Source organism: Streptomyces stelliscabiei, from assembly GCF_014873495.1.
Taxonomy (GTDB): Bacteria; Actinomycetota; Actinomycetes; order Streptomycetales; family Streptomycetaceae; genus Streptomyces; species Streptomyces bottropensis.
Window position 1 is genome coordinate 40,227 of sequence record NZ_JADBGF010000001.1, and the last position, 20,414, is coordinate 60,640.

Below are 20,414 nucleotides of genomic sequence, written 5' to 3' on the forward strand. Positions count from 1 at the left end.
CCTTTCCGGGAGGCCAATTTGCCGGGACGAACCCGCCGCCGAAATGGCAGGAGACGAGCGTCGGCATGCGGGTTCCTCGCTTACGCAGTCCAGGATTCCAGGAACCTGCGCGCTTCCAACCGATCCAAGGCCGACCAGGACCCCACCACCTGGCAACCGCCGGCCCAGGACTACCACTGCACGTACGCCACCGACTGGATCGCCATCAAGACCCGCTGGGCACTGGCCGTCGACCCGACGGAGCAGGCCGCGCTCGCCGAAGTCCCCACCGCCTGCCCGGACACCGTCATCGAGGTCACCCGCGCCCGCTGACCTCCCCCAGCACACTCTCGCCAGGGAGCAGGGAGCAGGGCGGATGCCGGTGCGGGCGGTATCCGACGGGTCAGCGTTTGACGCGGTTGCGGACGGCGAGGACGGCCAGGCCCAGCAGGACGGGTTCGCTCAGGCGCGAGGTCATCTCGATGTACGTGCCGGCAGTGGTCAGGTCCTGGCCGGAGGAGCGGAACACCACCGAGTTCAACGTGACGTTCAAGGACTTCTCGAAGCGCTCGCCGGTGAACCGGTCGCCGGTGGGGTTCTGCGGATCGTCCTTGTCGATCTCGAAGGTGACGGTGCCGCCGCCGGCCGGGACGGTGCCGGTCGCGGTCTGCTTCAGGGTGTCCTGCGCCAGGCCGAACGCCATCAGCAGCATGACGGTGAGGCACATGGCAACGCCCAGCCAGGCCAGCGCCCGGGAGGCGCGCAGACCGTACCCGGACAGAGCCCAGTACGCCGTCAGAAGGCCCCGCTCGCTGCGGGGTGGCTCAGTGGCTGGTCGACGCTGTTGCGTGGCGGGGGCTGCTGGACGGGACTTGTGGCGGCGCGGTCGCCGGGCCGGTCGCCTTCGGCTGCCGCCTGTGCGCGGCCCGGCGTACGGGGACGGCCGTGCGGGTGGTGCGGTACGCGCCGCGGTGGGAGCGGGTGTGCGCCCGGTACCGGCGGTGGCTGCTGGACGCGGACGCCGGCCAGACCCTCGAGTGCCTCGACCTGCGCGGTGTGCCGGAAGTGGCCGCGGCGCAGCGGCGGTGGGCCAAGGTGGCGCGGCGGGCGGTACGGGCCGGAGTCGAGCCGGAGAGAGTGTTCGCTCTGGCGCACGCGGTGGTGGCCCGGTGGTGGGAGCAGGCTCTGCACTGGGAGTGCGAGACCATCTGGCCGCGGCGGCTGGACCAGATCGCGGGCGGCAACGCCGGGATGGAGCTGGAGCGGTGGCGGATTGTGGGCCGGGACGCGGCCGTCTTCCCCGGGGTGGTGACTGCTGGAGCACCTCAGCCAGAGTGCCGGGCTGATCGACCGGGCCGTGCTGCATGCCGCCGCCGCGGCCGTCGCGGCCGGGGTGGCGCTTGAGGAGGTAGCCCAGTGGTCCGGCCTGCCCGCCGAAGAGCTGTCACAGATACTCGCCGTAGGCCGTAGCGAAGACTGACGCACCCGGCGGCGGCCGGGCAGTGGCCCTGACACTGCGGTCCACTGTGGGTTTGGTGGGTGGTGTTGAGGGAGGGCGGCCAGGCGGCCGGAAAGTGCAGGAGTTCGCACTGGCACTTTACGGGGCGGGTGTGGGTGTGGGTGTGGGGTGCAGGGGGGTCGAGCCGAGGTTGTGTCGGTCCTGGGTGCCGAAGGTGGACCAGAGGGCTGCGGTGAGCAGGAGGAGCGCGCCGAAGACGAGGTAGACCGGCCTGCCTCCGATGCGGTCGAAGAGGAAGCCGGTGGCGAGGATCGCCCCGGCGCTGACCGTGCGGATGACGGCGTCGAGGAGCCCGTGCCAGGTGCCGAGCAGGGCGGCGGGGGCACGGAGCTGGACGAGGAGTCCGGCCGACCTGAGGTACACGGTGAAGCCGAGGCCGAAGAGGACGAGGGCGGCCGCGAGGATCCACTGCGTCCCGCCGAGCAGTGCCGCCGTCAGGGTGCCGGTGCCCGCGAGGGCGGTGGCCCAGCGCAGGCTTGAGTAGATGCCCTCCGGGCCGGCCTTGGCGACGACGAGGCCGCCGATGATGGCTCCGATGGTGGTGAACGCCAGGAAGGAGCCGGCGCGGGCCGGCGACATGTCGAAGGTCTCCCTCATGAGGGGCAGCAGGGAGAGGATGACCGTCGAGAGGGCGAGCACGGTCAGGGCGTGGAAGGTGAGGAAGCGGCGCCAGGCCGGGCTGGAGGCGAGTGTCCTGGCCACCGCGCGGCGGGACGGGAGGGGGGCGGGGGCGGGTTCCTCTTCGGGCATGGTGCCGGCGGTCTTCACGCCGGTCGTCGCGCCGGAGTCCTGTGCGTGGACGGACTTCGGGTGCGCGGATCCCGGCTGCCGGGCCACGACGGCGATGAAGCCGGCGAAGACGGCCAGGGCGAGGACTTGGAGGCCGGCGGCGACGAGGAGGGCCCGGGAGCCGGGGAGCAGGGCGATGACCAGGCCCGCGACGACCGGGGAGAGCAGTTCGGCGGCCGAGCGGATGGTTCCGCCGATGCCCTGGACGCGGACGAGGGTCTTGGCGTCGAGGATCCGCGGCAGGAGCACGAACAGGGCCATCTCCCCGATGTGGTGGACGAGGTCCACCGTGGCCGCCGCGACGACGATCGCCCACAGGTGGGACGAGAGGAACGTGGAGCCGATGCCGATGAAGACGAAAACGCCGATCTTGACGAGGTAGGCCACGACCAGGACGGTCTTGGGGTTGCCCCGGTCCAGCAGGGGGCCGGCCGCGATGGAGGCGACGACCTCCACGCCGTAGCCCACGCAGTACACCAGGCCGACCGTGCTGACCAGGCCGGAGAGGTCCAGGGCCAGGTTGGCGAACGCGATGTCGTAGATGCCCTCGCTCATGGAACGGGACATGACGAGCACCGCGAAGACCACGAGGAGCAGCGTCAGCCGGCGTGACGCGATGGGGAGCACGGTGCGGCCGGTGCGCGGCGCCTGCTCGGTCGCCGTCACTGGTAGGCCAGCTCTCGGACGACGTTGCCCGCGAGAGCGGCACCCGGCGCGTCGAAGGTCGGCAGTGATCCGTCGGCGGGTACCGGGACGAAGAGCTCGGGCAGGCGCGCGCCGAGGGAGTCGTGGACCTCGTACTCCACCCGGTAGTGGAGCGTCCCGCTGCCCCGGGCCCGCATGAGCACACCCGGTTCGATCGTCAGGACGACCCGCGAGTCCTGCGGGAAGGGGAGGATCTGGCTGGCCCCGAAGGTGGGAGAGTCCGCGCGGCGGTCGATGAGCTGGAGTTCCATCTCGGGATTGTCGTACAGCAGCGGGGACAGCTTCAGCGTGAGATGGGGGTGGGCGCTGAAGTACTGCGGCCAGGATGCCGGAATGTCGTGGACCATGGTGTCGGCGAGCCCGTTTTCGACGTTGGAGCCGATGCCGTACGAGTCGTCGCGGATGGACTGGTAGGAGCCGACCGCGGCGGTGACGGTGGCGAGGTCGGAGGCGGGCAGGACGGGCTGCTGTCCGGCGAGGTCCCGGTCGATGAAGTAGCGGTGGAGTTCGCCGCCGATCTCGGCGGAGGCGACGACGCCCTGCTCGGTCGCGCCGCCGAGCCAGCTGCGGGACACCAGCTTGGAGATCAGGAACTGGGCCGCCGTCGGCAGCTCGACGGTGTTGGCTATAGCCCGGGGGCGCGCGCGGTCCATGTCGGCGACGCAGTAGGTGGCGTTGTCGTCGAGCGGGGACCACTGCGAGGCGGGGTCCTTGGGCGCGTGGAGGGAGTAGTCGTTGCGGGTGGTCACGGTGCCGAGCCGCTCGAACCAGTGCGCGTAGCCCGGCGGGACGGCCAGTACGCACGACCCGTCGGCCGGGACGTCGATCTCCAGCTTCCGGTCGTACTCCGGTGAGTTGGCCCGGCAGTCGTACATGTGGACGGTGACGGGTTCGGCGCCCACCGGGCCGTAGAAGGAGAGCCGGTCGTACTGGCCGAGGTGTACCGCGTACTCCTCGTACGCGAAGTGCGGGCTGTGCACCATGTAGTGGTACGGCCGGTCGTTGCGGGAGGACCGGATGCGCCGCGCTCCCGGGAGGCCGGAGTCCTTGCCCGTCGTGCGGGTCTTGGTCATGATCAGGTGCGGCTTGGGGAGGGCGGACATGGGGCAGCGTTCCTCTCTGCAGTGCGGGGATCCGAAGTGGTCGCAAGTGCCTGGGGGCGGGTACACCGGACCGGTGGACCCGCCCCCGACGACTACCGCGGTGATCAGACGGTGGTGACGACGACGCCCTCCGGGAGGGCGGCCTTGAACTCCGCGAGGTCACGGAAGGAGCGCGAGGTGATCTGCTCCTCCGTGTCGGCGTCGATCATCGACGAGGCGATCTTGCCGAGGATGCTGCGGAAGTACTCCGGGGTCTCGAAGTAGGGCTCCAGCGCGGAGCTCAGGCTCTCCAGGGCAGCGCGGGCGGCGGGGTCGGTGACGTCACCGGACATGGCGGCGAGCTCGGTCTTCCAGGCGGCGGTCTCGACACTGGTGATCGACATGATGTGTTCCCTTCGGTGGGTTCTTCAGTCGGGTTTCAGCGGGTGAGCGATATTGCCTTGGCTTCCATGCGCGCCAGCGCGTGGAGAGCCGGTCCGGGCAGGTAGCGGTCGCTGTCCTGCTCGGGCCTGCTGGCGCCGGCTTCGGACGGGTCGGCGGTGGTGACGTCGCGGCCGAGAGGGTGGTCCAGGGCCCAGGGTTCGAGGTCCAGGAGTTCCATCTCGGAGCGGAGCCAGACACGGCCTGTTCCGGTGAGCCGGTACCAGGTTCCAGGGGGGACGCGGACCCCGATGGTGGGGTCCCCGAGGCGGATCACGGAGCGTTCGCCGTCCGCGGTCACTACCTCGATCTGCGCGTCCGTGCTGCCCGCCAGCCAGGTGAGGCGGCGGCGGGAGTATTCGTGGCGGACGAACCGGCCGACGGCGCTGCCCTCGCCGGCCTCGGCGCTGCCCTCGCCGGCGTCGGGGCCGTCCCCGGCCGGGTGGCCGTCGAGGTCCACTTCGAGGACGTCGGAGGTGCAGCTGTCGGTGGAGGGCACGACGGTGAAGGACTCCGGGCCCGTCAGCACGAAGTTGTTGCGGGAGGCCCACGCGTGGACGTCGTCTGCGGTCTCGGCGGCCCGCCACGTCGGCCTGAGCGTCGCGTAGGTGGTGCTGCCGCCGATGGAGACGCGGTACCGGGCGGCGTAGGCGCCCTGGTCCTGCGCGTTGGTCTGCTGGGACATCCGGGAAAGCAGCAGGTGGGCGGCGACCGGCAGCTCGTGGCGGTTGGTGCGCACCACGGGAGCCTGCTGCGAGGAACGCAGGAAGGAGATGAGGTCGTTGTCCGGTTCCCAGTCGGGGTTCTGGTCGGCGTACCAGACCGGTTCGTCGCGGGTGACGACTCCGCCCAGTCCGTCGAGGGTGTGGGCGACGCCCTTGGGGATGATCAGGACCCGGTAGGGCGAGACGGCCATCTCGATGGTGATCTCGTCGCCGAGCTGGGGCGAGTCCTCGCGGCAGTCGATCAGGTGCACGGTGATCCGCTGGCCCTCGCCGAAGAAGGTGAGCCGGTCGTCCTGGCCTACGTGGATGCCGTAGGCGGAGTAGGCGAAGTCCTTCTCGTGGGTGACGTAGTCGGTGATGCCCGGTCCGTTCGAGATGCGGGTCACCCGGACGACGCCGTTCGTGCCGTCGCTCTCGCTCACGTTCGTGGTCTCCAGCCGCGCTCCCGGCAGGGAGAACTCCATGGAGGTGACGTCGTCGGGGACCTGGAAGGTCCCGATGTGGCGGCGTTCGGTGGTGCGGTCGAGCGCTGTACGCGGCCCTGCGTCAGCGGTTTCGAGCATGGTGGGTTCCTCTCTCTTGCCTTCGTGGTGGCCGACGCGCGGGCCCGGGGTGAGGAGAAGGGTGGAGGCGTTCGTACGGGCGGGCGTCCTGCGCCGTCACCAGAACTCGCGGCCGTCGTCGGCGTCCGTGGTGTCCGGCAGCCGCCAGGCTGCGAGCCGTGGTGTGTGGGCGATGGCCCGCAGACACGCCGCACGGGCGGTAAGCAGTGCCTCGGCCTCGCATTCGGCGAGGACGAAGAGAACCAGGTCGATCCGTTCTCCGTCGGCGCGTGTCCAGAGGTGCTCGATCCGGTCCGCGGAATGGAAGCGGGCGGTGAGGAGTTCCCTGAGGTCGTCGGGCGCCGCAGGTGTTCCGACCAGCCGCATAGTGATCATGTACATGGGGTCCTCGGGTGGCCTGGCACCGCCGGCCACCCGGTGGGATCGACGCCAGAGCAACTGGCCGGCGCCAGCGCCCTGACGCGGTGCCGGTCCCGCCCTGGGGCCCCACCCAGCCGAACCCGTCGCTGGCCACGACCCGGGGCGTTACCCAGCCGAACCCGTCATCGGCGGACGTACGTCAGGCGTCCGGCACCTCGTGGGAGGCGGCTCCTGAGGTTCCGACGGCGACGATGAGAGCGGCGGATGCGAGCAGGACTGCGGCGATCCGGGACATGACAAACTCCACCCTTAGGAATCGGCTTATTTTGTCTTCGTTATCGCGTTCACCCCGTTCTGAGGGGGTGTTGCGTTCGATGGCTTAAGGCTGTCCCACGGCGGTGGCGGTGTCACTAGACGAGCAAGTTGTATGTCATGTCCGGGGGCTGAGGAACATCAGAACGAAAAGCGGCGCTAAGCCCGTCCCGGCCTCTGCGAGGGCTTTGACCTGGACTTCTGTGGTGGCTGAACCTTCGGCAGTCGTGTTGATCGACTGTTCTGGAGGTCCGGGGTGCCGGCGGAGTTTCTGACGGATGAGCAGGCTGCCGCGCACGCGGCGTATCGCGGGGCGCCGTCCCCTGCGGAGTTGGAGCGGTTCTTCTTCCTGGATGACGCGGATCGGGAGCTGATCGAGTCCAAGAGACGGGCCCACCACCGCAGGCACAGCCTCCCCCTCGCCACAGACAACGGGGCCCGCTTCACACACGGCCCCGAGAACGTCGCCGCAGGCCGTGATCAGCGATGCCGCAGACAATAGGGCGTTATCCGTGGAACAACCTCACACCCGCCCCGCGACCGACACCCCGTCAGCCCCCAGGCGAGTTGGAGCAGTCCGAGGTGGAGGTCGGCTCGTATCTCGTAGCGGATCCGCAGGGCGGCGCTCACAGCCACGCGGGCGGGCCGGGGTACCTATCCGCCGCCGGTAGGACGGAGGGGTACGGGGCGCTCGGTCGCGTAGGCGGCGAGACCCGGGATGCTCCCGGTCACCTGTACCGGGTCCATGCCGCCAGGCACGCCCAGAACCAGGTCCGGCTGCCGTCCTCGGCTCCAGCCCGGCATATCGGAGCGATTTGTTAGCGTCAGCAGCGTGAACGATTCATCCCTGCCCGACAGGCGCGCCACGAGCGTCGTCGAATCCTGTCCGCTCGGTGCCACGACCACGCTCGCCGAACTCGCCCGGGACCCGCATCCGCGGCTGGCGCTGCTGCGTGCGCGGGAGCCGGTGTCCTGGGTCCCCGAGTTGGACGGCTGGCTGGTGACCCGTCGTGATCTCGCCCTCAGCGTGATGCAGGACGCCGCTACCTTCACCGTCGATGACCCCCGGTTCTCCACCGCGCAGATCGTCGGCCCCAGCATGCTCTCGCTCGACGGCGACCAGCACACCCGGCACCGCAAACCCTTCAACTCCCCCTTCCGACCCCGGGCCGTGCGTGACGGTTTCGCCGCGTTCATAGAGCGGGAAACCGACCGGCTCATCACCGAGCTGGAGCCGACGGGCGCCGTCGACCTGCGACGTGCCTTCGCCGGCCCCCTTGCGGTCGCGGTCGTGACCAAGGCCCTGGGGCTGGTCGGCACCGACGGGGAAACAGTGCTCGCCTGGTACGACTCCATCGTGCAGTCGGTCTCGGACATCACCGCCGGCCACGAGGCAGGCCCCGCGGGTCTCGCGGCATACGCGCAGCTGAGAACTGCAGTGGAAGCCACCGTGGCCGACCAGCACGCTTCCTCTCTCCTCGTCTCGGCCGCCGGGCAGCTGACAGTGCCCGAGGTGGCATCCAATGCCGCCGTACTGATGTTCGGAGGCATCGAGACCACCGAAGCGATGATCACCAACGCGCTGCTGCACCTGCTGCGGCACCCCGACCAACTCGCCCTTGTCCGGGCCAACTCCGACCTGCTGGACGGCGCGATCGAAGAATCCCTGCGCCTCGAACCCGGCGCGGCGGTCGTGGACCGCTACGCCACCCGTGACACCGTCCTCGGCCCGGCCACGATCCACCGCGGCGACCTCGTCACCGTCTCCCTGACCGGGGCCAACCGCGACCCGGCCGTCTTCCCCGACCCCGACCTGTTCGACGTCCGCCGCGAGAACGCGCGTCTGCAACTGGCCTTCGCACACGGCCCGCACTACTGCCTCGCGGCGCACCTCGCCCGCCTGGAGACCCGCATCGCCCTCCAGCACCTACTCGAACGCCTACCCGCCCTGCGCCTCGACCCCGGCCACCCCGCGGCCCCCTACGGCCTGGTCTTCCGCAAACCCACCACCCTGCATGTGCGGTGGGACCAAGCGGCCTGACCCACGACACCGGAGACGACTCCACACGAGTCCACATGCGTCGCAGGGCAGAACCCCCTACAAACGGGCTACCGACCGGGAGTGTGGAGCGGGGTGGTGGGTGATGCCGTAGTTGCGGGCGAAGTGGTTGGCCTCCATCGCCGATCCAGTCATCCGATGCAGCCAGAACCCGTACGCCACTGACTCCATCTGCTCGGCTGTCAAGTACAACAGCCACCGCCGCGCGCTGCGATCACAGCGGGCCGTACGCGCCTGCTCCGCCAGCCCTGCCGCCACCGGCACCCGCAGCCGGCCGGCCAGGCCGAGGAACAGACGCAGCGCCGCCATCTGAGAGGGCAGCAACTCCACCAGGCGCCGTCCCGTATCCGGTTCGTCCACGGCGCCGGCAGGGCGGGGACGGGAGCCGGCGTAGAGCAACCGGCAGGCCCACGTCGGGCGGACGTCCTGGTGCGGGCATTGGCTGGGCGGCTGCCGAGGCCGGCTGACGATCAGGACGCCCGCCGGCCGGGTCGCGCACTTCGCACACCTTCCCGGACCCGAGCACGCGGTGTGCCGCAGGGCGTCGGTGGGCGTCTCCGGCGCCGACCACCCCTACATCAAGCAGCAGCTCCTCGCGTGGCTGGCCGGGCAGAGCATCACGGCCACCGCGCGCCTGCCCGAAGACGCCGAACGGCTCGGAGGCGAGGTCGTGTTCGAGCCGGGCGGTCACGGCTGTCTGCGGGTGCTGCTGAATGAGGACGCCGCGCTGCCCGCGCCCGCGGACGGCACGCAGCTGGTGCTGGGCCGCACGTCGCGCACGATCCGCACCGGCTCACCGTCGACGGCTACGTGCTGCGCATCCGCTGCGACACCGACAACGCCGGGCGCCGCGTCATGGTCGGAACCCAACTGCACGGCCACACCCAGTGGTTCAGCCTTGACGAATGCCATCTGAAGCCGTGGGGACTGTCCACGCCCGCGGTCGAGGAGGTCCGCCGCCTGCGCAGCAGCAGCCGCCCCCTCGCCGCCTTCCCGCACCGCGCCACGCCGGCCCGCTCCGATGCCGCGGTGCGGCCGGTGGCCGCGCCCCAGGCGACGGACGCACCGCCACGAGGTATTCGCGGCCCTGCGCAAGGCCGTCGAGGGTCAGCACAACACCAGAGCACTGCGCCACTGCCTCACCCATGCAGAGGCCGCCGCCCGCGGCGGCGCGAGCGCCGAGGAGAACGATCTGCTACGCCGCGCCGCCGATCTGCTACTGGCCAGGGAACGCGGGGTGGGCCTCAGCGCCCCGCCCTCCCTCGCACCGCGGCGCGGCCGCCTCTCCCGTGCCGGACGCACGGGCCAGAGCCGCGCGGGGCAGGCGACCGAGACGGTCGCCGACCTCCTGGACACGCTCGAGCGACGCCGCGGTCACCTGCGTCCCGGCGAGCAGCAGCGCCTGGTGGCCCAGTTGAAGGACAAGGCCGAGGAGGCCGGGCCCTGGCTGACTCGTCAGCAGCGCAGACGGATCAGCGCCTGGGACAAGCGCACCCAGCAAACACCCGCAGCGCCCAAGACCAAACCGACGACGCGGGTCTCCGTTTTACCGGCGGCCGCCGTGGAGGCCCCCGCGCGCCTGGCGGCAGCTGAGCGGCGCACGCGCGGCGGCTCACGCCGCAACCGCTGTCCCTGGCGACGTCGACGCCGTGGCGGACGCCGCGCGCGACGTCCTAGAGCACACCGCCCGGCTCGGCGCGACCATCAGCTGGGACCGACTGTGCGAGCAGGTCAAAGGACTGGCCGAGCTGACCGAAGTCCAGCAGCGCCAGGCCCTAAAGTCCGCGTCCCGCCCCCGCTCCATCCCGCCGCTGGCAGCCCTGATCACCACCGGTGACGGGACGCCGCACCCGCACTCCCGGCACCTCGCGGGGGTGAGCGACGGGCCGACCGCCGAGGCGTCCTGACACAAGGCCGTGGCCGACGTCCACGCCTGCTACCGGCGCAGCCGCCCGGCGCCCGGCGCCCGGCCGAGTGAACGCATCAGCTGACCGAGGTGTGCCGGTGCTTCGTGACCTCTCGCGGTGAAGGTTGGCGGGCAGCAGGGCGCCGCGGGTCTGCTGCAGGTTCAGCTGTGGGGCCGCGGCTCCCGCTGCGCCGCTGGTGGCGCGTGCGCGCGGTGGTCCCGGGGGCGGAGCGAGGCCCCTGCCCTAGGACGGGTGGTGGGCGGTCACCAACAGCGTGTCGGCGGTGCGCGGCCCGCTGGTGGCGGGGAGCACGTCGACGGTGATGTCGGTGAATCCGGCCTCGTCGAGCAGCTTGGTCCACACATGCTCCTGCAGGACCCAGCGCCGCATCGTGGCCGCTTCGCCGTCCGGCGCCTTTGCCGGGATGTCGGCAGCCACCACGTCGGGCTGGGCAGGCGCCCCGTTCAGGAAGTGGGCGAGGGTCGCGAACGCCAGCCGCCCGCCCGGCGTGAGCGCGACGGCCGCCGCTGACAGCAGATCGCGCGGATCGGTGAAGTCCACGGCGCCGAAGACGCTGTACAGCACGTCGTACGCGCCGGGCATCGCCTGCAGATGGGGCACCGCGCCGGACTGCACCATGCGCAGACGAGGGGCGAGGTGTGCGTAGAGGTCGGTTGCCATGGCGTGCTGGGCGGGCGAGGCGTCGACGGCGACGATCCGGGCTGGCTGATGATGGACCGCCAGGTGGGCTGCGTGCCGGGCTGCGCCGGCGCCGAGGTCGCCCACACAGCGGCCGGTCAGGTCTCCCAGGATCTCGGGGCCGGGCCCTGCGTCCTGGCTCCAACTCCAGTAGAAGGTGGAGGGAACAGCGCGGTCACGGATGGCGCGGGCGCGGCCGTAGTGGTGCCAGAGGTCTGTGGTGCTGGTGGTCACCCGGTCCATCCTGGCGGCCGTGACCAGGCCGCAGGCCGGTTCACTGAAATCTCACCCCGGCGGGCCCTCGGGCTCCAGCGATGTGGCCGAGGCCCGAGGAGCTCGCCGTTGCGGGGTCGTCAGTGTGAGTCGTTGCCGGGGTGGCACGGGCCGCAGTCGGCGGCGTCCGTCCACAGCGGCAGGTCGACCTCCCAGCCGTCGGCGGCGATGATGTGGGCCGTCTTGATCACGGAGCCGTCGTTCTTCATGCCCACCTTGGGCACGTGGTGCAGGAACACACCGCCGTTGAACCTCTCGCACAGCTCGGCGTACGCAACGGTGTCCAGGATGACCGTGTGGACGCCGATGTCCACGAGCTTGCTGGGCGCCAACCCCAGGCTCTCGCCCCGGTGGTTCATCGCGGTCAGCAGATAGGCGTAGCCCTGGCCGAGGACCCGTGCGGCCATGACCGAGTCGTAGGGGTGATCCCGCATGAGGAGCCCGACCTGCTTGTCCCACAGGTCGGGGCGGCACGACGTCGCGTGCACGGCGGACCGGGCCGGTCGTCGGGTCGGCGGACGGAGGAGGTGCGACAGCGGCGGTGGTTGCCATGGTGTGCCTCCGATGGACGGTGCCCCGCGGCGCGGGGCAGTGCACCCAGCACACCGCGCCGAGCAGCCACGCAGTGATCAACTCTCGCTCTGTGCACGGCGTTTGCATATCGTGCAAGCGGCCTCGACGCGGCCGGGCCAGCGCCCGTAGCGTGGAGGGCCCCTTTCTGTGCGGTGTGGGAGGGACGCGTGCCCGTTGACCCGCTCTGGAGCAGCACGACAGCACTGCAGTTGGCCGCGCAGCGGCGCCCCGGCGCGCTGATCCGGATCGGACGCCAGCACCACGCCTGGACGCTGGTCGTGCTCGCCGAACGGATCGGCTGCTCGCCCGCGACCGTCTCCCGGCTGGAGCGCCGCACCCGGATCGCCGACCTGGCCCTGGTGCACCGTGCCGCACGGGAAGTCGGTATGCCCCGGCACATCCTCATGACATCCCTCGCGCCAGCGCCCGCTACGGCAGCGACGGCCACTAGAGTGACGGCCAGTCAGCGTGCGTTTTAACCTCTGCCTCGATCAGTCTTTGGCTGGTCGAGGCAGACAAGAGAGCTCGCACGGAGCTGAGTGCCAGCTCTCAATCTTCATGCGACACACCGAGGTCGTGGCGCATAGCGGTTCTCATAGTTCGGAGCATCTCCCAGACCTCGTACTGGGCCTGGGCCGCGGTCTCCATCGTTTCGCCTGGTCCGGGGGCACCGCGTTCGAGGCGCTTAACCTGGCCGTAGACCTTGTTCAGGGCTTGGTTGACGACACTCGCTCGCCTGAGTACTACTTCGGGGGCGATCATCTGTGCTTCGGAGTATCGATCGCGGTGCGCGTTCTTCGCTTCCTCGAGGGCGTCACTGTCGGCCTCCTCCACGCCGCGTTCCCTCATGACGTGCAGGTGGCGGTTGAGTGCGGTGGTGAACTGCCGAGCATCCCGGTTGAGTTCCACGTAGCAGGTGCGTCGCAGCGAACGGGCCTCGCGGACCTCCTCATGGTCTCGAACGAGCTCTATCTCCAGGCGCTTCGCTCGTTCGGAGCCGCGCTGGGTGAGTAGCGCCCCTCCCAGAGTTCCCGCGACGCCTGCGACAGCGATGATCACTGAGCTGAGATCCACCGACGTACCCCGTGAAATTCTTCGGCCCTCGTGCCCGCTGCACATGGCCCAGGCCGTCAAGTTTGCCGCTCCTCGGTGCGCCGGGGTTTGGTGCCCTTCTTGTGGTGGGCGGGGCGGCTGTATGCCTCACCGGTGGCCAGGACTCTGCCCACGTCATGACGGGTGGCTGGGCGGCGGTGCTTCCAACCCGGCGACCGGCCAGGCCCCGGACGAGACGGTTTCGGTGCACCGGCCGGGGAGCCGGTCTTCGTGCACAGGTTCCTGAACCCCCTGCGGACCCGGGCGGGCGTGAGCCTGTTTGGCGGAGCCGGTTTCTCCCAGGGCCGCCGGAGATCGGTGGCCAGCGGCCGCGCGAGCCGGAGCTGGGCATAGGCGGCGATCACCAGCCACGTCCACCGGTCGGCAGCCTCAGAGCTGCGGAGACGGGGCTTGGTCCAACCAAGTGTCTGCTTGAACAGGCGGAAAGTGTGCTCCAGGTCGAAGCGGCGGAGGAACGACTGCCAGCAGCGGTCGACATCGTCCTTGGTGGCGGCGGTGCCCGACCACCACAGCCAGAGCGGCTTGTTCACCCCGCCGCTGGGCAGCTTCTGCACGGTCAGGCGGATGACGGTGCCTTCGGTGATGGGTAGCGGTCCGTCGTAGTCGATCCGGGCCGCCCGGCGGGTGAGCCGCGGGTGCAGGCGGTCCCATGCCTGCGCGGTCGCCTGGCCGTAAAGGCGGGTGTCGGTGGTCGTCACGGCTTGCTCAATACCCCACGTGGAGGAGTCACCGAAGACGAACTCGCCTCCGTGCTTGGGTGGTCGGCCGCCCTTGGGGTCGTAGATCCGCGGCGGTGTCGGCCGGCGCATGACTCGGTCGGAGCGGAGTCTGCCGACGATCTCGACGGGCAGATCGGTCATCAGGTGGGCGATGCGGGGTGCGTCGTATCCGGCGTCCAGCACGACCAGGACTTCTGGGTCGCCCGGCTTCCACTGGCCTGCGGCGACGAGCCGGTCGACCAGCTCGCGGAGCTGGGCCGTGGTCACCGCGGCAACGTCCGCGCCGGGCTCCAGACGAACCGCGTCCAGAACCGCCGTCCACGACGTCCGGCCGGTCTCCAGCGCAGCCACGATCGAGTACGGCCAGCCCGGGACCATCTGATGCTTGCCCTCACCCCGACCGAAGGTGTGGCAGAAGGACCGGTCAGCGCAGGTGTTGGCGTCCGGGCGCAGCAACGGCGAGACATCCGCGGCCAGGACGATCCGGCCATCCGCCGCCCTCGGCAACGGAATCCCGGCCAGGGCCCGACGCAGCCGGGCGATATCGATCCGCCCCTGGTTGAGGCCGTCGTGAAGAGCACCGTGCCCGCGGCGGTGTTCCGGCGCGAGTGCCAGGTCGACGAGCGTCCGCACCGACCCGTCCGTGCACAACAGCGCGTCGCATAACTCGAACAAGGCGTCGCCCCGTGCGGTCAGACACGCGTACAACTCCGCCCGGAAGCGGGACACTTCCGCGAACGCATCCCGCAGGACGTCCTGATACCCCAAACTCACTACCACGGCCTTCGCGCTGGTTCCTATGCCTCTGTGACGGAGCACAGGATCAGACGAAGGCCGCCTTCACGTCCGCTGAACTGCGAAAATGCTGGTCAAGTTCGAGTCGCGTTCGACGCCAGACCTGACAAGGTCAGTACGTGTTTCTGAACCCTGATCGGCCACCGGAACGGTGCTCATCGTTTCGGCCTGGACCCGGCTCTGTCACGAACGATCAGGGAACGAGACTGGAGGAGCATCAACCTCAACGCGGCGATGTCCCATGGTGTGGTTATCCCCACCGCCAGGGGGTGGCCTACCGGATGGGCATGACATCGGTGCGCGGCGATCGTGTGTCACAGAGACGGCTTGATGGCCACGCAGGACGAAGGGACACCTCATTGATGCGCATCCTCCTGATCGGGCCGCCCGGAGCTGGCAAGGGCACGCAGGCAGTGCGCCTTGCCGCGCATCTGTCGATCCAGCACATCTCCACCGGTGACCTGTTCCGAGAGCACATCGACCAAGGCACCGAGCTCGGGCAGAACGCCCACGCGTACATACGCGCCGGCCTTCTGGCACCGGACGAGGTCACAATCGAAGTGATCAAAGAACGCCTTGCGCGCCCGGACACCGATCACGGATTCCTGCTGGACGGCTTCCCCCGCAATCTTGCCCAGGCGGAGGCACTGGACGGCATCCTGGCTGACTCGAAGTCGAGGCTGGATGCCGTGCTTGACCTGGAGATTCCCGAGGCCCAGGTGGTCAGGCGGATCGCTGGACGACGGCTGTGCCGTCAGGACCGCGAACACATCTTCCACGTCCACGACAGCCCGCCTGAAGTGGACGGAGCCTGCGACGTCTGCGGGGGTGAGCTGTACCAGCGAGATGACGACCGCGAGACAACCGTTCGTAAGCGACTGGAGGTCTATCGCAGCGAGACGGCGCCGGTCGTCGACCACTACCAAGCTCAGGGCCTGGTAACCACGATCTCGGCCCTCGGCCAGGTCCAGGAGGTCCTGGACCGCGCGCTGGTCGCGATCGGCCATGGTCACGTCGATGCCTCCGGCGCGTCAAGCTGCTGACCCCTCCGCTGGGAAGGTGCGGGGCTGCCGATGGAACTGCCCATGGCCGCTGGACTGGCAACGGCACTACCGCATCCTCGCCGACCTCGCCGCCGACGAACCCCACGGCGCCCTGCCCGAAATCCAGCCCGGCGTGACCTTCGAGGGCGACGACCTCGGGCGGTGGCTCCAACGGCAGGCGAATTTCTGGGTGGAGCTGTCGGAAGAGCAGCAGGAACGGCTGTCCAGGCTGGGCGTGAAGCCGGCTGAGATGCCGCCTCCGGCCCCTGCGGCCACGCGTGCGACGAAGGGCCCGAGCAAGGCGCAGCAGGCCCTCCACTGCGGCCTAGAAGGTCGATGAAGATCTTGGTGAGGGGCTGTCCGGCCGTCAGGCCGGACAGCCCCTCGGTCATGCGCCGGCCGGTGCGATGTGCCAGGTGCCACTGGTGTGGGTGAGCCCGAGGTTGATCAGTCGGCGGAGGTTGAGGGCGGCGGCTCGGGTGTGGAGCCAGGTGTCGTTCTTGATGGTGCCGCGGTAGCGCAGGCGCCGGTTGCCGTGGTGGACGAGCCAGGCGACGGCCCGTTCGACCGGGGGGCGCCAGCGGCGGTAGTCGGCCTGCCAGCCGGGGTCGGTGGCGGCCTGGTGGCGGGCTGCTGTCTGGAGGTCGTGGTGCGGTCGGATGGTCAGAATGCGTCCGGCCTTGGCTTTGGTGCACCGCTCGCGCAGGTGGCATCCGGTGCATAAGTCCCCGAAAGAGGCTTTGCGTTGGTGGTGCTGCCCGCCGGGGTCGGACAGGGCCACGGCGTGTCCGGCCGGGCAGGTCACGATGGCGGCGGTGGTGTCGATGGCGAACTCGTCGAGGGTGAAGCCGCCGGAGACGGCGGGCCGCAGCGGGGCGGGTTTGAGGAACAGCCGGTGCCCGGCCTCATCGAGGGTGTGGCGGGCGTCGCCTGCGGAGTAGGCGGTGTCGCCGAAGACGTCCAGCGGGTCGTCCTCGTCGGCGAGCAGTTCCAGGCCGACCGCGGCCTCGTGGTGCTCGGGCCCGGCGCCGGGGCGCAGGGCGACGGCGGTGTATAAGCCGGTCTCGGGCTCGATGGCCAGGTGGGCCTTGAAGCCGTCCTGCTGGTGACTGCGGGTCTTGTGCACGTGCCGGGCTTCGGGATCGACGGTGGAGACCATCCGGCTGGGGGCGGTGCCCCGGGTGATGCGCCAGCGTCCGTCGCGGCCGTCGGAGTCCTCGGCGGGCTCGACGTCCTGACCGGCGACCAGGGCCAGGATGCCCACCGCGTTCGCGGCCTTCTCGCCGAGTTGCCGGTCGGGCAGATGACCCAGCAGCCGCAGCGCATCGGTGACCAGTGCGTCGACCAGCTCGGCGCGGGCCTGCCCGTCGTTCCAGGCGATCTTCGGTTTGCCCGGGTCGGTGTAGTCGTGCGCGCCGCACTGGGCAGCGGCGACCATGTCGGCGCCGGGAACCTCGCGGATCACCGCGCGGACGGCGGCGATGATCTGGGTGACGGTGTCCTGGGTGGCGACCGCGTCGTCCAGCACGGTGGAGTCCAGCGCCCGGCGGTGCTTGCCCTTCAGCACTCCGGTGGCCTTCACGACCTCGCGCACGGCCTCGAAGATGCGGTTCGGGCGGGCGGAACGGGCCAGCCGGCGGCGGAAGTAGGCCAGCAGCGACGGATCGAACGCCATGTCGTGAAGACCCAGCCCGCATCCTGCCTTCCACCGCAGATCGCACCGCAGTTCCTGGACCGTCTCGAAGTCCGACAGCCCGTGCAGGGCCTGCAAGGTGATCGCGGCGGCCAGGATCTGCGGCGGCATGCTCGGCCGCCCGTTCGCCGACGGATACATGTCCGCGAACATCTCAGCCGGAAACAGCTCGCCACGATGCCCGGCCAGGAACGCGAACACACTCCCGGCCGGGATCAGATCCCGGCACGTCTCCCACACGTCCGGCCCCACGGTCTCGCCGACCCACTCACCCATCGCCACATGACGAGTCTGGTCCTGCCGCTGACGCGGCAGGACCAGAACCCCAAGATCTTCATCGACCTTCTAGGGTCTGTTGCGAAAGTGGATCTTGGTCGTGGATGATCACGCCCTGTGGGGCGTGGTGATCTGACGAATGGACAGTGGGCCCGGCTTGAGCCGTTGTTGCCGCAGGGCATCAAGCCGGGCCGTCCGCTGGTGTGGACGCGACGGCAGCTGATAGACGGCATCCGGTGGCGGACCCGTACCGGTGCTCCCTGGCGTGATGTGCCGGAACGCTACGGGCCCTGGGAACGGGTCTACGACCTGTTCCGGCGCTGGCAGCGCGATGGCACCTGGGCCAGGTTCGTCACTCAGCTCCAAGCTCATGCGGACGCGAAGGGCCTGACCACCTGGGACGTGAATATCGACTCCACCGTCTGCCGGGCCCACCAGCACGCCGCCGGGGCCTCGAAAAAGGGGATCTGCAAAAGGAACCGCCCGGCGGCATTGCCGTTGAGCCGGCCGACCATGGTCTCGGACGTTCCCGAGGCGACCTGACCACCAAGATCCACCTTGCCGTCGAGCAGGGGCAGAAGCCGCTGAGCGTCGTGATCACAGCCGGCCAGCGGGGTGACTCGCCGCAATTCGAGCCGGTCCTGGAAACCATCCGGGTACCTCGCCTTGGTCCGGGCAGGCCCCGCAGGGGGCCGGACCGGGTGCGGGCCGACAAAGCGTACGACTCCCGCCGCAACCGGGCCTACCTGCGCAGACGCGGGATCAAGGCGACCATCCCGGTCCCCGCCGACCGCGTCCGCAACCGCCAGAAGCTCGGTGCCCGAGGCGGTCGGCCGCCGAAGTTCGACAAAAACCGACTACCGCGAGCGGCATGCCGTCGAGTGCGGGATTAACCGCCTCAAGCGCCACCGGGCCGTGGCCACGAGATACGACAAGCTCGCCGTCCGCTACGAGGCGACCGTGTTGGTCGCAGGCCTCAACGAGTGGCTGTGACCAGCACCTTCCCAACAAACCCTAGTCGACCCTGACCACGTACTTGCCCCGCACCCCGCCCGCCTCCAGCGCCCGGTGTGCCGATGCTGTCTCTTCCAGCGGGAAGACCGTGTCCACCGCCGGCCGCAGCTTCCCCTCCGTCACCTGGCGGGCCAGGTCGTCGAAGAGCGCACGTTCGGGGTTGCCGCTGAAGAAGCGCACCCGGCCGCGTCCATGGACGGCGCTGGCTGCGATGTAGCCCAGCGAGGCGGCGGGCCGCGTCAGGTCGAAGGCGATGGTGACCATGCGTCCGCCGGGCTTCAGCAACCGCCGTACGGTACGCAGGTCGGTGCCCGCCGTGTCGAGGACCACGTCGAACAGCCCCAGTTCCGCAGGGGACACGTTCCGGTGGTCGACGGCGTGGTGGGCACCGAGCGTACGGACGAAGTCGAGGTTGGCAGCGCGGGCCAGGGCCGTGACCTCGGCGCCGTACGCCTGTCCAAGCTGGACGGCGGCGTTGCCGACGCCGCCCGCCGCGCCCCGTACGAGCAGCCCTTCGCCGGGGCTCAGTGCGGCCTTGTCGCGGAGAGCCGTGACGGCCGTGGTGGCCACTGGCAGTGCGGCGGCGGCCACGAGGTCCAGCCCGTCCGGGACCCGGCCGAGCCGCTCGGGCCGTACCGTCACGTACTCGGCGGCGCTGCCGAATCCGGAGTTGCGGCCCAGGGCGCCCCACACCCGGTCGCCGACCGATACGCCAGTCGCGCCGGTGCCGAGTGCGGAGATTTCGCCAGTGAAGTCCAGCCCGATGCGCTGCGGGAATTTTCGGCCGGTGATGAGGCGGAGCCGACCGGAACGGGCGGCCAGTTCGGCGCCGTTCACGCTGAACGCGTGCACGCGTACGAGGACCTCGCCGGGTGCCGGTCCGGGGCGTGGCACCCGGCCCACGTACAGCACCTCGGGGCCGCCGAAGCGGTCGAACAGTACGGCTCTCATCGTGCGGTCGTCCATCGTTGTGTTCTCACCTTCGCCACAGTGGCCGTGCGGGGGGATCGTGGCGCCGAGCGTAGGCTGGCAAGCGGACGAGATCGTCCAGTTGACCGGAGGTGAGAGACAGTGGTGGGGGAATCCTCTCGGATCGCGGGGCAGGACAGTCTGCGGGCGGACGCCCGGCGCAACCGGCGGCGCATCCTCTCGGCTGCCCGCGTGGTTTTCGCCGAGCACGGCATCGACGCGCCCATGGCGACCGTGGCCCGGCGGGCGGGTGTCGGCGTGGCGACGCTGTACCGGCGTTTCCCGACGCGGGACGCCCTGGTGCGGGCCACGTTCGCGCACCAGACGGACACCTGTGCTCAGGCGCTCACCGAGGCGCTGGCCGACCCCGATCCGTGGCAGGGCTTCCAGCGGCTGGTCGAGACGGTCTGCGAACTACAACGGGAGGAACGGGGCTTCCCGGCCGCGTTCGTCTCGGCCTTTCCGGACACCACGCGAGAACACGCGCGAGTATGTGAACAGGCCGAGCGGGACTTCATGGCCCTGGTCCGCAGGGCTCAGGCGGCGGGCGCGCTGCGGGCTGACTTCCACCCCTCCGACCTTGCCGTAGCCCTGTTGTCCCACTGCGGTCTGGTCACCGCACTGCCGGGTGACCGTGCGGCGTCCCGGCGTCTGGTGGCCTACTTGCTCCAGTCGTTCCGCGCCGAGGCGGCCCACGGAGCGCTGCCGGCGCCGAGCGCACTGTCGCTGCGCAGTCTTCCGCTCGCGGCCCACGGCTCCCAGGGACAGCAACCCTCCAGAGCCTGATACGAGGCGGCGCCTGCCGC

The 20,414-nt window shown here is 70.2% G+C and carries 19 protein-coding genes and 5 pseudogenes; 11 read left to right on the top strand and 13 right to left on the bottom strand.

What is annotated here, in order from left to right; genetic code table 11:
* The first annotated feature begins 18 nt into the window (after positions 1-18).
* The gene (locus tag H4687_RS00150; RefSeq protein ID WP_078907554.1) at positions 19-312 is read left to right on the top strand and encodes a hypothetical protein; all 294 of its coding nucleotides are present in this window, start codon (positions 19-21) and stop codon (positions 310-312) included.
* Between the two features lie 70 nt (positions 313-382).
* Here the strand turns inward: H4687_RS00150 and H4687_RS00155 are convergent.
* Positions 383-799 (bottom strand): annotated as a pseudogene (locus tag H4687_RS00155) (hypothetical protein); the annotation flags it as partial.
* Here H4687_RS00155 and H4687_RS00160 point away from each other — a divergent pair.
* Positions 799-1,383 carry a hypothetical protein gene (locus tag H4687_RS00160; RefSeq protein WP_225968444.1) on the top strand — a complete coding sequence of 195 codons (585 nt, stop codon included), beginning with the start codon at positions 799-801 and terminating at the stop codon, positions 1,381-1,383. The pseudogene H4687_RS00155 and the gene H4687_RS00160 sit on opposite strands and share 1 nt — an antisense overlap.
* A gap of 193 nt (positions 1,384-1,576) precedes the next feature.
* Here the strand turns inward: H4687_RS00160 and H4687_RS00165 are convergent, their stop codons facing one another.
* From H4687_RS00165 to H4687_RS00185, 5 genes are all read right to left on the bottom strand, one after another.
* Complete coding sequence (locus tag H4687_RS00165) at positions 1,577-2,953, bottom strand: MFS transporter (protein WP_050399418.1); 1,377 nt, start codon at positions 2,951-2,953, stop codon at positions 1,577-1,579.
* A complete protein-coding gene (locus tag H4687_RS00170; RefSeq protein WP_046916724.1) occupies positions 2,950-4,095 on the bottom strand; it encodes a hypothetical protein in 1,146 nt (381 codons plus the stop codon). Before H4687_RS00170 ends, H4687_RS00165 begins: the two co-directional genes overlap by 4 nt.
* A gap of 104 nt (positions 4,096-4,199) precedes the next feature.
* The gene (locus H4687_RS00175; RefSeq protein ID WP_046916725.1) at positions 4,200-4,478 is read right to left on the bottom strand and encodes a hypothetical protein; all 279 of its coding nucleotides are present in this window, start codon (positions 4,476-4,478) and stop codon (positions 4,200-4,202) included.
* 35 nt (positions 4,479-4,513) lie between these two features.
* A complete protein-coding gene (locus tag H4687_RS00180) occupies positions 4,514-5,803 on the bottom strand; it encodes a hypothetical protein (RefSeq protein WP_050399419.1) in 1,290 nt (429 codons plus the stop codon).
* A gap of 96 nt (positions 5,804-5,899) precedes the next feature.
* The gene (locus tag H4687_RS00185) at positions 5,900-6,178 is read right to left on the bottom strand and encodes a hypothetical protein (protein ID WP_159026198.1); all 279 of its coding nucleotides are present in this window, start codon (positions 6,176-6,178) and stop codon (positions 5,900-5,902) included.
* Positions 6,179-6,731: 553 nt separating this feature from the next.
* Between H4687_RS00185 and H4687_RS48360 the strand changes: the two are divergent.
* Both H4687_RS48360 and H4687_RS00195 read left to right on the top strand, forming a co-directional pair.
* Positions 6,732-6,878, top strand: a pseudogene (locus H4687_RS48360) (DUF4158 domain-containing protein); the annotation flags it as partial.
* A 429-nt stretch (positions 6,879-7,307) separates the two neighbouring features.
* Positions 7,308-8,516, top strand: coding sequence for a cytochrome P450 (locus H4687_RS00195; protein ID WP_233443635.1), 1,209 nt, complete (start codon positions 7,308-7,310; stop codon positions 8,514-8,516).
* A 57-nt stretch (positions 8,517-8,573) separates the two neighbouring features.
* Here H4687_RS00195 and H4687_RS45905 read toward each other — a convergent pair whose 3' ends face one another.
* Entirely contained in the window at positions 8,574-8,933 is a 360-nt protein-coding gene (locus H4687_RS45905; RefSeq protein ID WP_233443636.1) for a DUF6417 family protein, read from the bottom strand.
* A 148-nt stretch (positions 8,934-9,081) separates the two neighbouring features.
* Here H4687_RS45905 and H4687_RS00205 point away from each other — a divergent pair, with 148 nt between their 5' ends.
* The gene (locus H4687_RS00205) at positions 9,082-9,450 is read left to right on the top strand and encodes a hypothetical protein (RefSeq protein ID WP_046916727.1); all 369 of its coding nucleotides are present in this window, start codon (positions 9,082-9,084) and stop codon (positions 9,448-9,450) included.
* 733 nt (positions 9,451-10,183) lie between these two features.
* Entirely contained in the window at positions 10,184-10,441 is a 258-nt protein-coding gene (locus H4687_RS00210) for a hypothetical protein (RefSeq protein ID WP_046916728.1), read from the top strand.
* A gap of 243 nt (positions 10,442-10,684) precedes the next feature.
* Here H4687_RS00210 and H4687_RS00215 read toward each other — a convergent pair whose 3' ends face one another.
* Positions 10,685-11,383 carry a methyltransferase domain-containing protein gene (locus H4687_RS00215; protein WP_046916729.1) on the bottom strand — a complete coding sequence of 233 codons (699 nt, stop codon included), beginning with the start codon at positions 11,381-11,383 and terminating at the stop codon, positions 10,685-10,687.
* 110 nt (positions 11,384-11,493) lie between these two features.
* Positions 11,494-11,965 (bottom strand): annotated as a pseudogene (locus H4687_RS00220) (glycine-rich domain-containing protein).
* 188 nt (positions 11,966-12,153) lie between these two features.
* On the opposite strand from H4687_RS00220, the gene H4687_RS00225 reads away from it, so the two are divergent.
* A complete protein-coding gene (locus tag H4687_RS00225; protein WP_046916730.1) occupies positions 12,154-12,465 on the top strand; it encodes a helix-turn-helix domain-containing protein in 312 nt (103 codons plus the stop codon).
* Between the two features lie 70 nt (positions 12,466-12,535).
* Here the strand turns inward: H4687_RS00225 and H4687_RS00230 are convergent, their stop codons facing one another.
* Positions 12,536-13,045 carry a hypothetical protein gene (locus tag H4687_RS00230; RefSeq protein ID WP_167358667.1) on the bottom strand — a complete coding sequence of 170 codons (510 nt, stop codon included), beginning with the start codon at positions 13,043-13,045 and terminating at the stop codon, positions 12,536-12,538.
* 71 nt (positions 13,046-13,116) lie between these two features.
* A complete protein-coding gene (locus H4687_RS00235; RefSeq protein WP_046916732.1) occupies positions 13,117-14,592 on the bottom strand; it encodes an NF041680 family putative transposase in 1,476 nt (491 codons plus the stop codon).
* Between the two features lie 383 nt (positions 14,593-14,975).
* On the opposite strand from H4687_RS00235, the gene H4687_RS00240 reads away from it, so the two are divergent.
* Together H4687_RS00240 and H4687_RS00245 are read left to right on the top strand one after the other, a co-directional pair.
* Positions 14,976-15,656, top strand: coding sequence for an adenylate kinase (locus H4687_RS00240; protein WP_046916733.1), 681 nt, complete (start codon positions 14,976-14,978; stop codon positions 15,654-15,656).
* A 31-nt stretch (positions 15,657-15,687) separates the two neighbouring features.
* A pseudogene (locus H4687_RS00245) lies at positions 15,688-15,984 on the top strand (helicase associated domain-containing protein); the annotation flags it as partial.
* Positions 15,985-16,044: 60 nt separating this feature from the next.
* Here H4687_RS00245 and H4687_RS00250 read toward each other — a convergent pair.
* Positions 16,045-17,625, bottom strand: a complete 1,581-nt coding sequence (locus H4687_RS00250) for an IS1182 family transposase (protein WP_078907558.1) — start codon at positions 17,623-17,625, stop codon at positions 16,045-16,047.
* A 117-nt stretch (positions 17,626-17,742) separates the two neighbouring features.
* On the opposite strand from H4687_RS00250, the pseudogene H4687_RS00255 reads away from it, so the two are divergent.
* Positions 17,743-18,618, top strand: a pseudogene (locus tag H4687_RS00255) (IS5 family transposase).
* 21 nt (positions 18,619-18,639) lie between these two features.
* Here the strand turns inward: H4687_RS00255 and H4687_RS00260 are convergent.
* Positions 18,640-19,605 (bottom strand): NAD(P)-dependent alcohol dehydrogenase, encoded by a 966-nt coding sequence (locus tag H4687_RS00260; RefSeq protein WP_046916900.1) that lies wholly within the window; start codon positions 19,603-19,605, stop codon positions 18,640-18,642.
* Between the two features lie 108 nt (positions 19,606-19,713).
* Between H4687_RS00260 and H4687_RS00265 the strand changes: the two genes are divergently transcribed.
* Positions 19,714-20,394 carry a TetR/AcrR family transcriptional regulator gene (locus H4687_RS00265; RefSeq protein ID WP_046916906.1) on the top strand — a complete coding sequence of 227 codons (681 nt, stop codon included), beginning with the start codon at positions 19,714-19,716 and terminating at the stop codon, positions 20,392-20,394.
* The last annotated feature ends 20 nt before the right edge of the window (positions 20,395-20,414 follow it).

What these genes read in the sequence shown, in the direction of transcription:
- H4687_RS00170 (WP_046916724.1), bottom strand. Translation starts at nt 4,095, where the DNA reads ATGTCCGCCCTCCCCAAGCCGCACCTGATCATGACCAAGACCCGCACG.
- H4687_RS00175 (WP_046916725.1), bottom strand. Translation starts at nt 4,478, where the DNA reads ATGTCGATCACCAGTGTCGAGACCGCCGCCTGGAAGACCGAGCTCGCC.
- H4687_RS00180 (WP_050399419.1), bottom strand. Translation starts at nt 5,803, where the DNA reads ATGCTCGAAACCGCTGACGCAGGGCCGCGTACAGCGCTCGACCGCACC.
- H4687_RS00185 (WP_159026198.1), bottom strand. Translation starts at nt 6,178, where the DNA reads ATGATCACTATGCGGCTGGTCGGAACACCTGCGGCGCCCGACGACCTC.
- H4687_RS00215 (WP_046916729.1), bottom strand. Translation starts at nt 11,383, where the DNA reads ATGGACCGGGTGACCACCAGCACCACAGACCTCTGGCACCACTACGGC.
- H4687_RS00240 (WP_046916733.1), top strand. Translation starts at nt 14,976, where the DNA reads ATGCGCATCCTCCTGATCGGGCCGCCCGGAGCTGGCAAGGGCACGCAG.
- H4687_RS00250 (WP_078907558.1), bottom strand. Translation starts at nt 17,625, where the DNA reads ATGGGTGAGTGGGTCGGCGAGACCGTGGGGCCGGACGTGTGGGAGACG.
- H4687_RS00260 (WP_046916900.1), bottom strand. Translation starts at nt 19,605, where the DNA reads ATGGACGACCGCACGATGAGAGCCGTACTGTTCGACCGCTTCGGCGGC.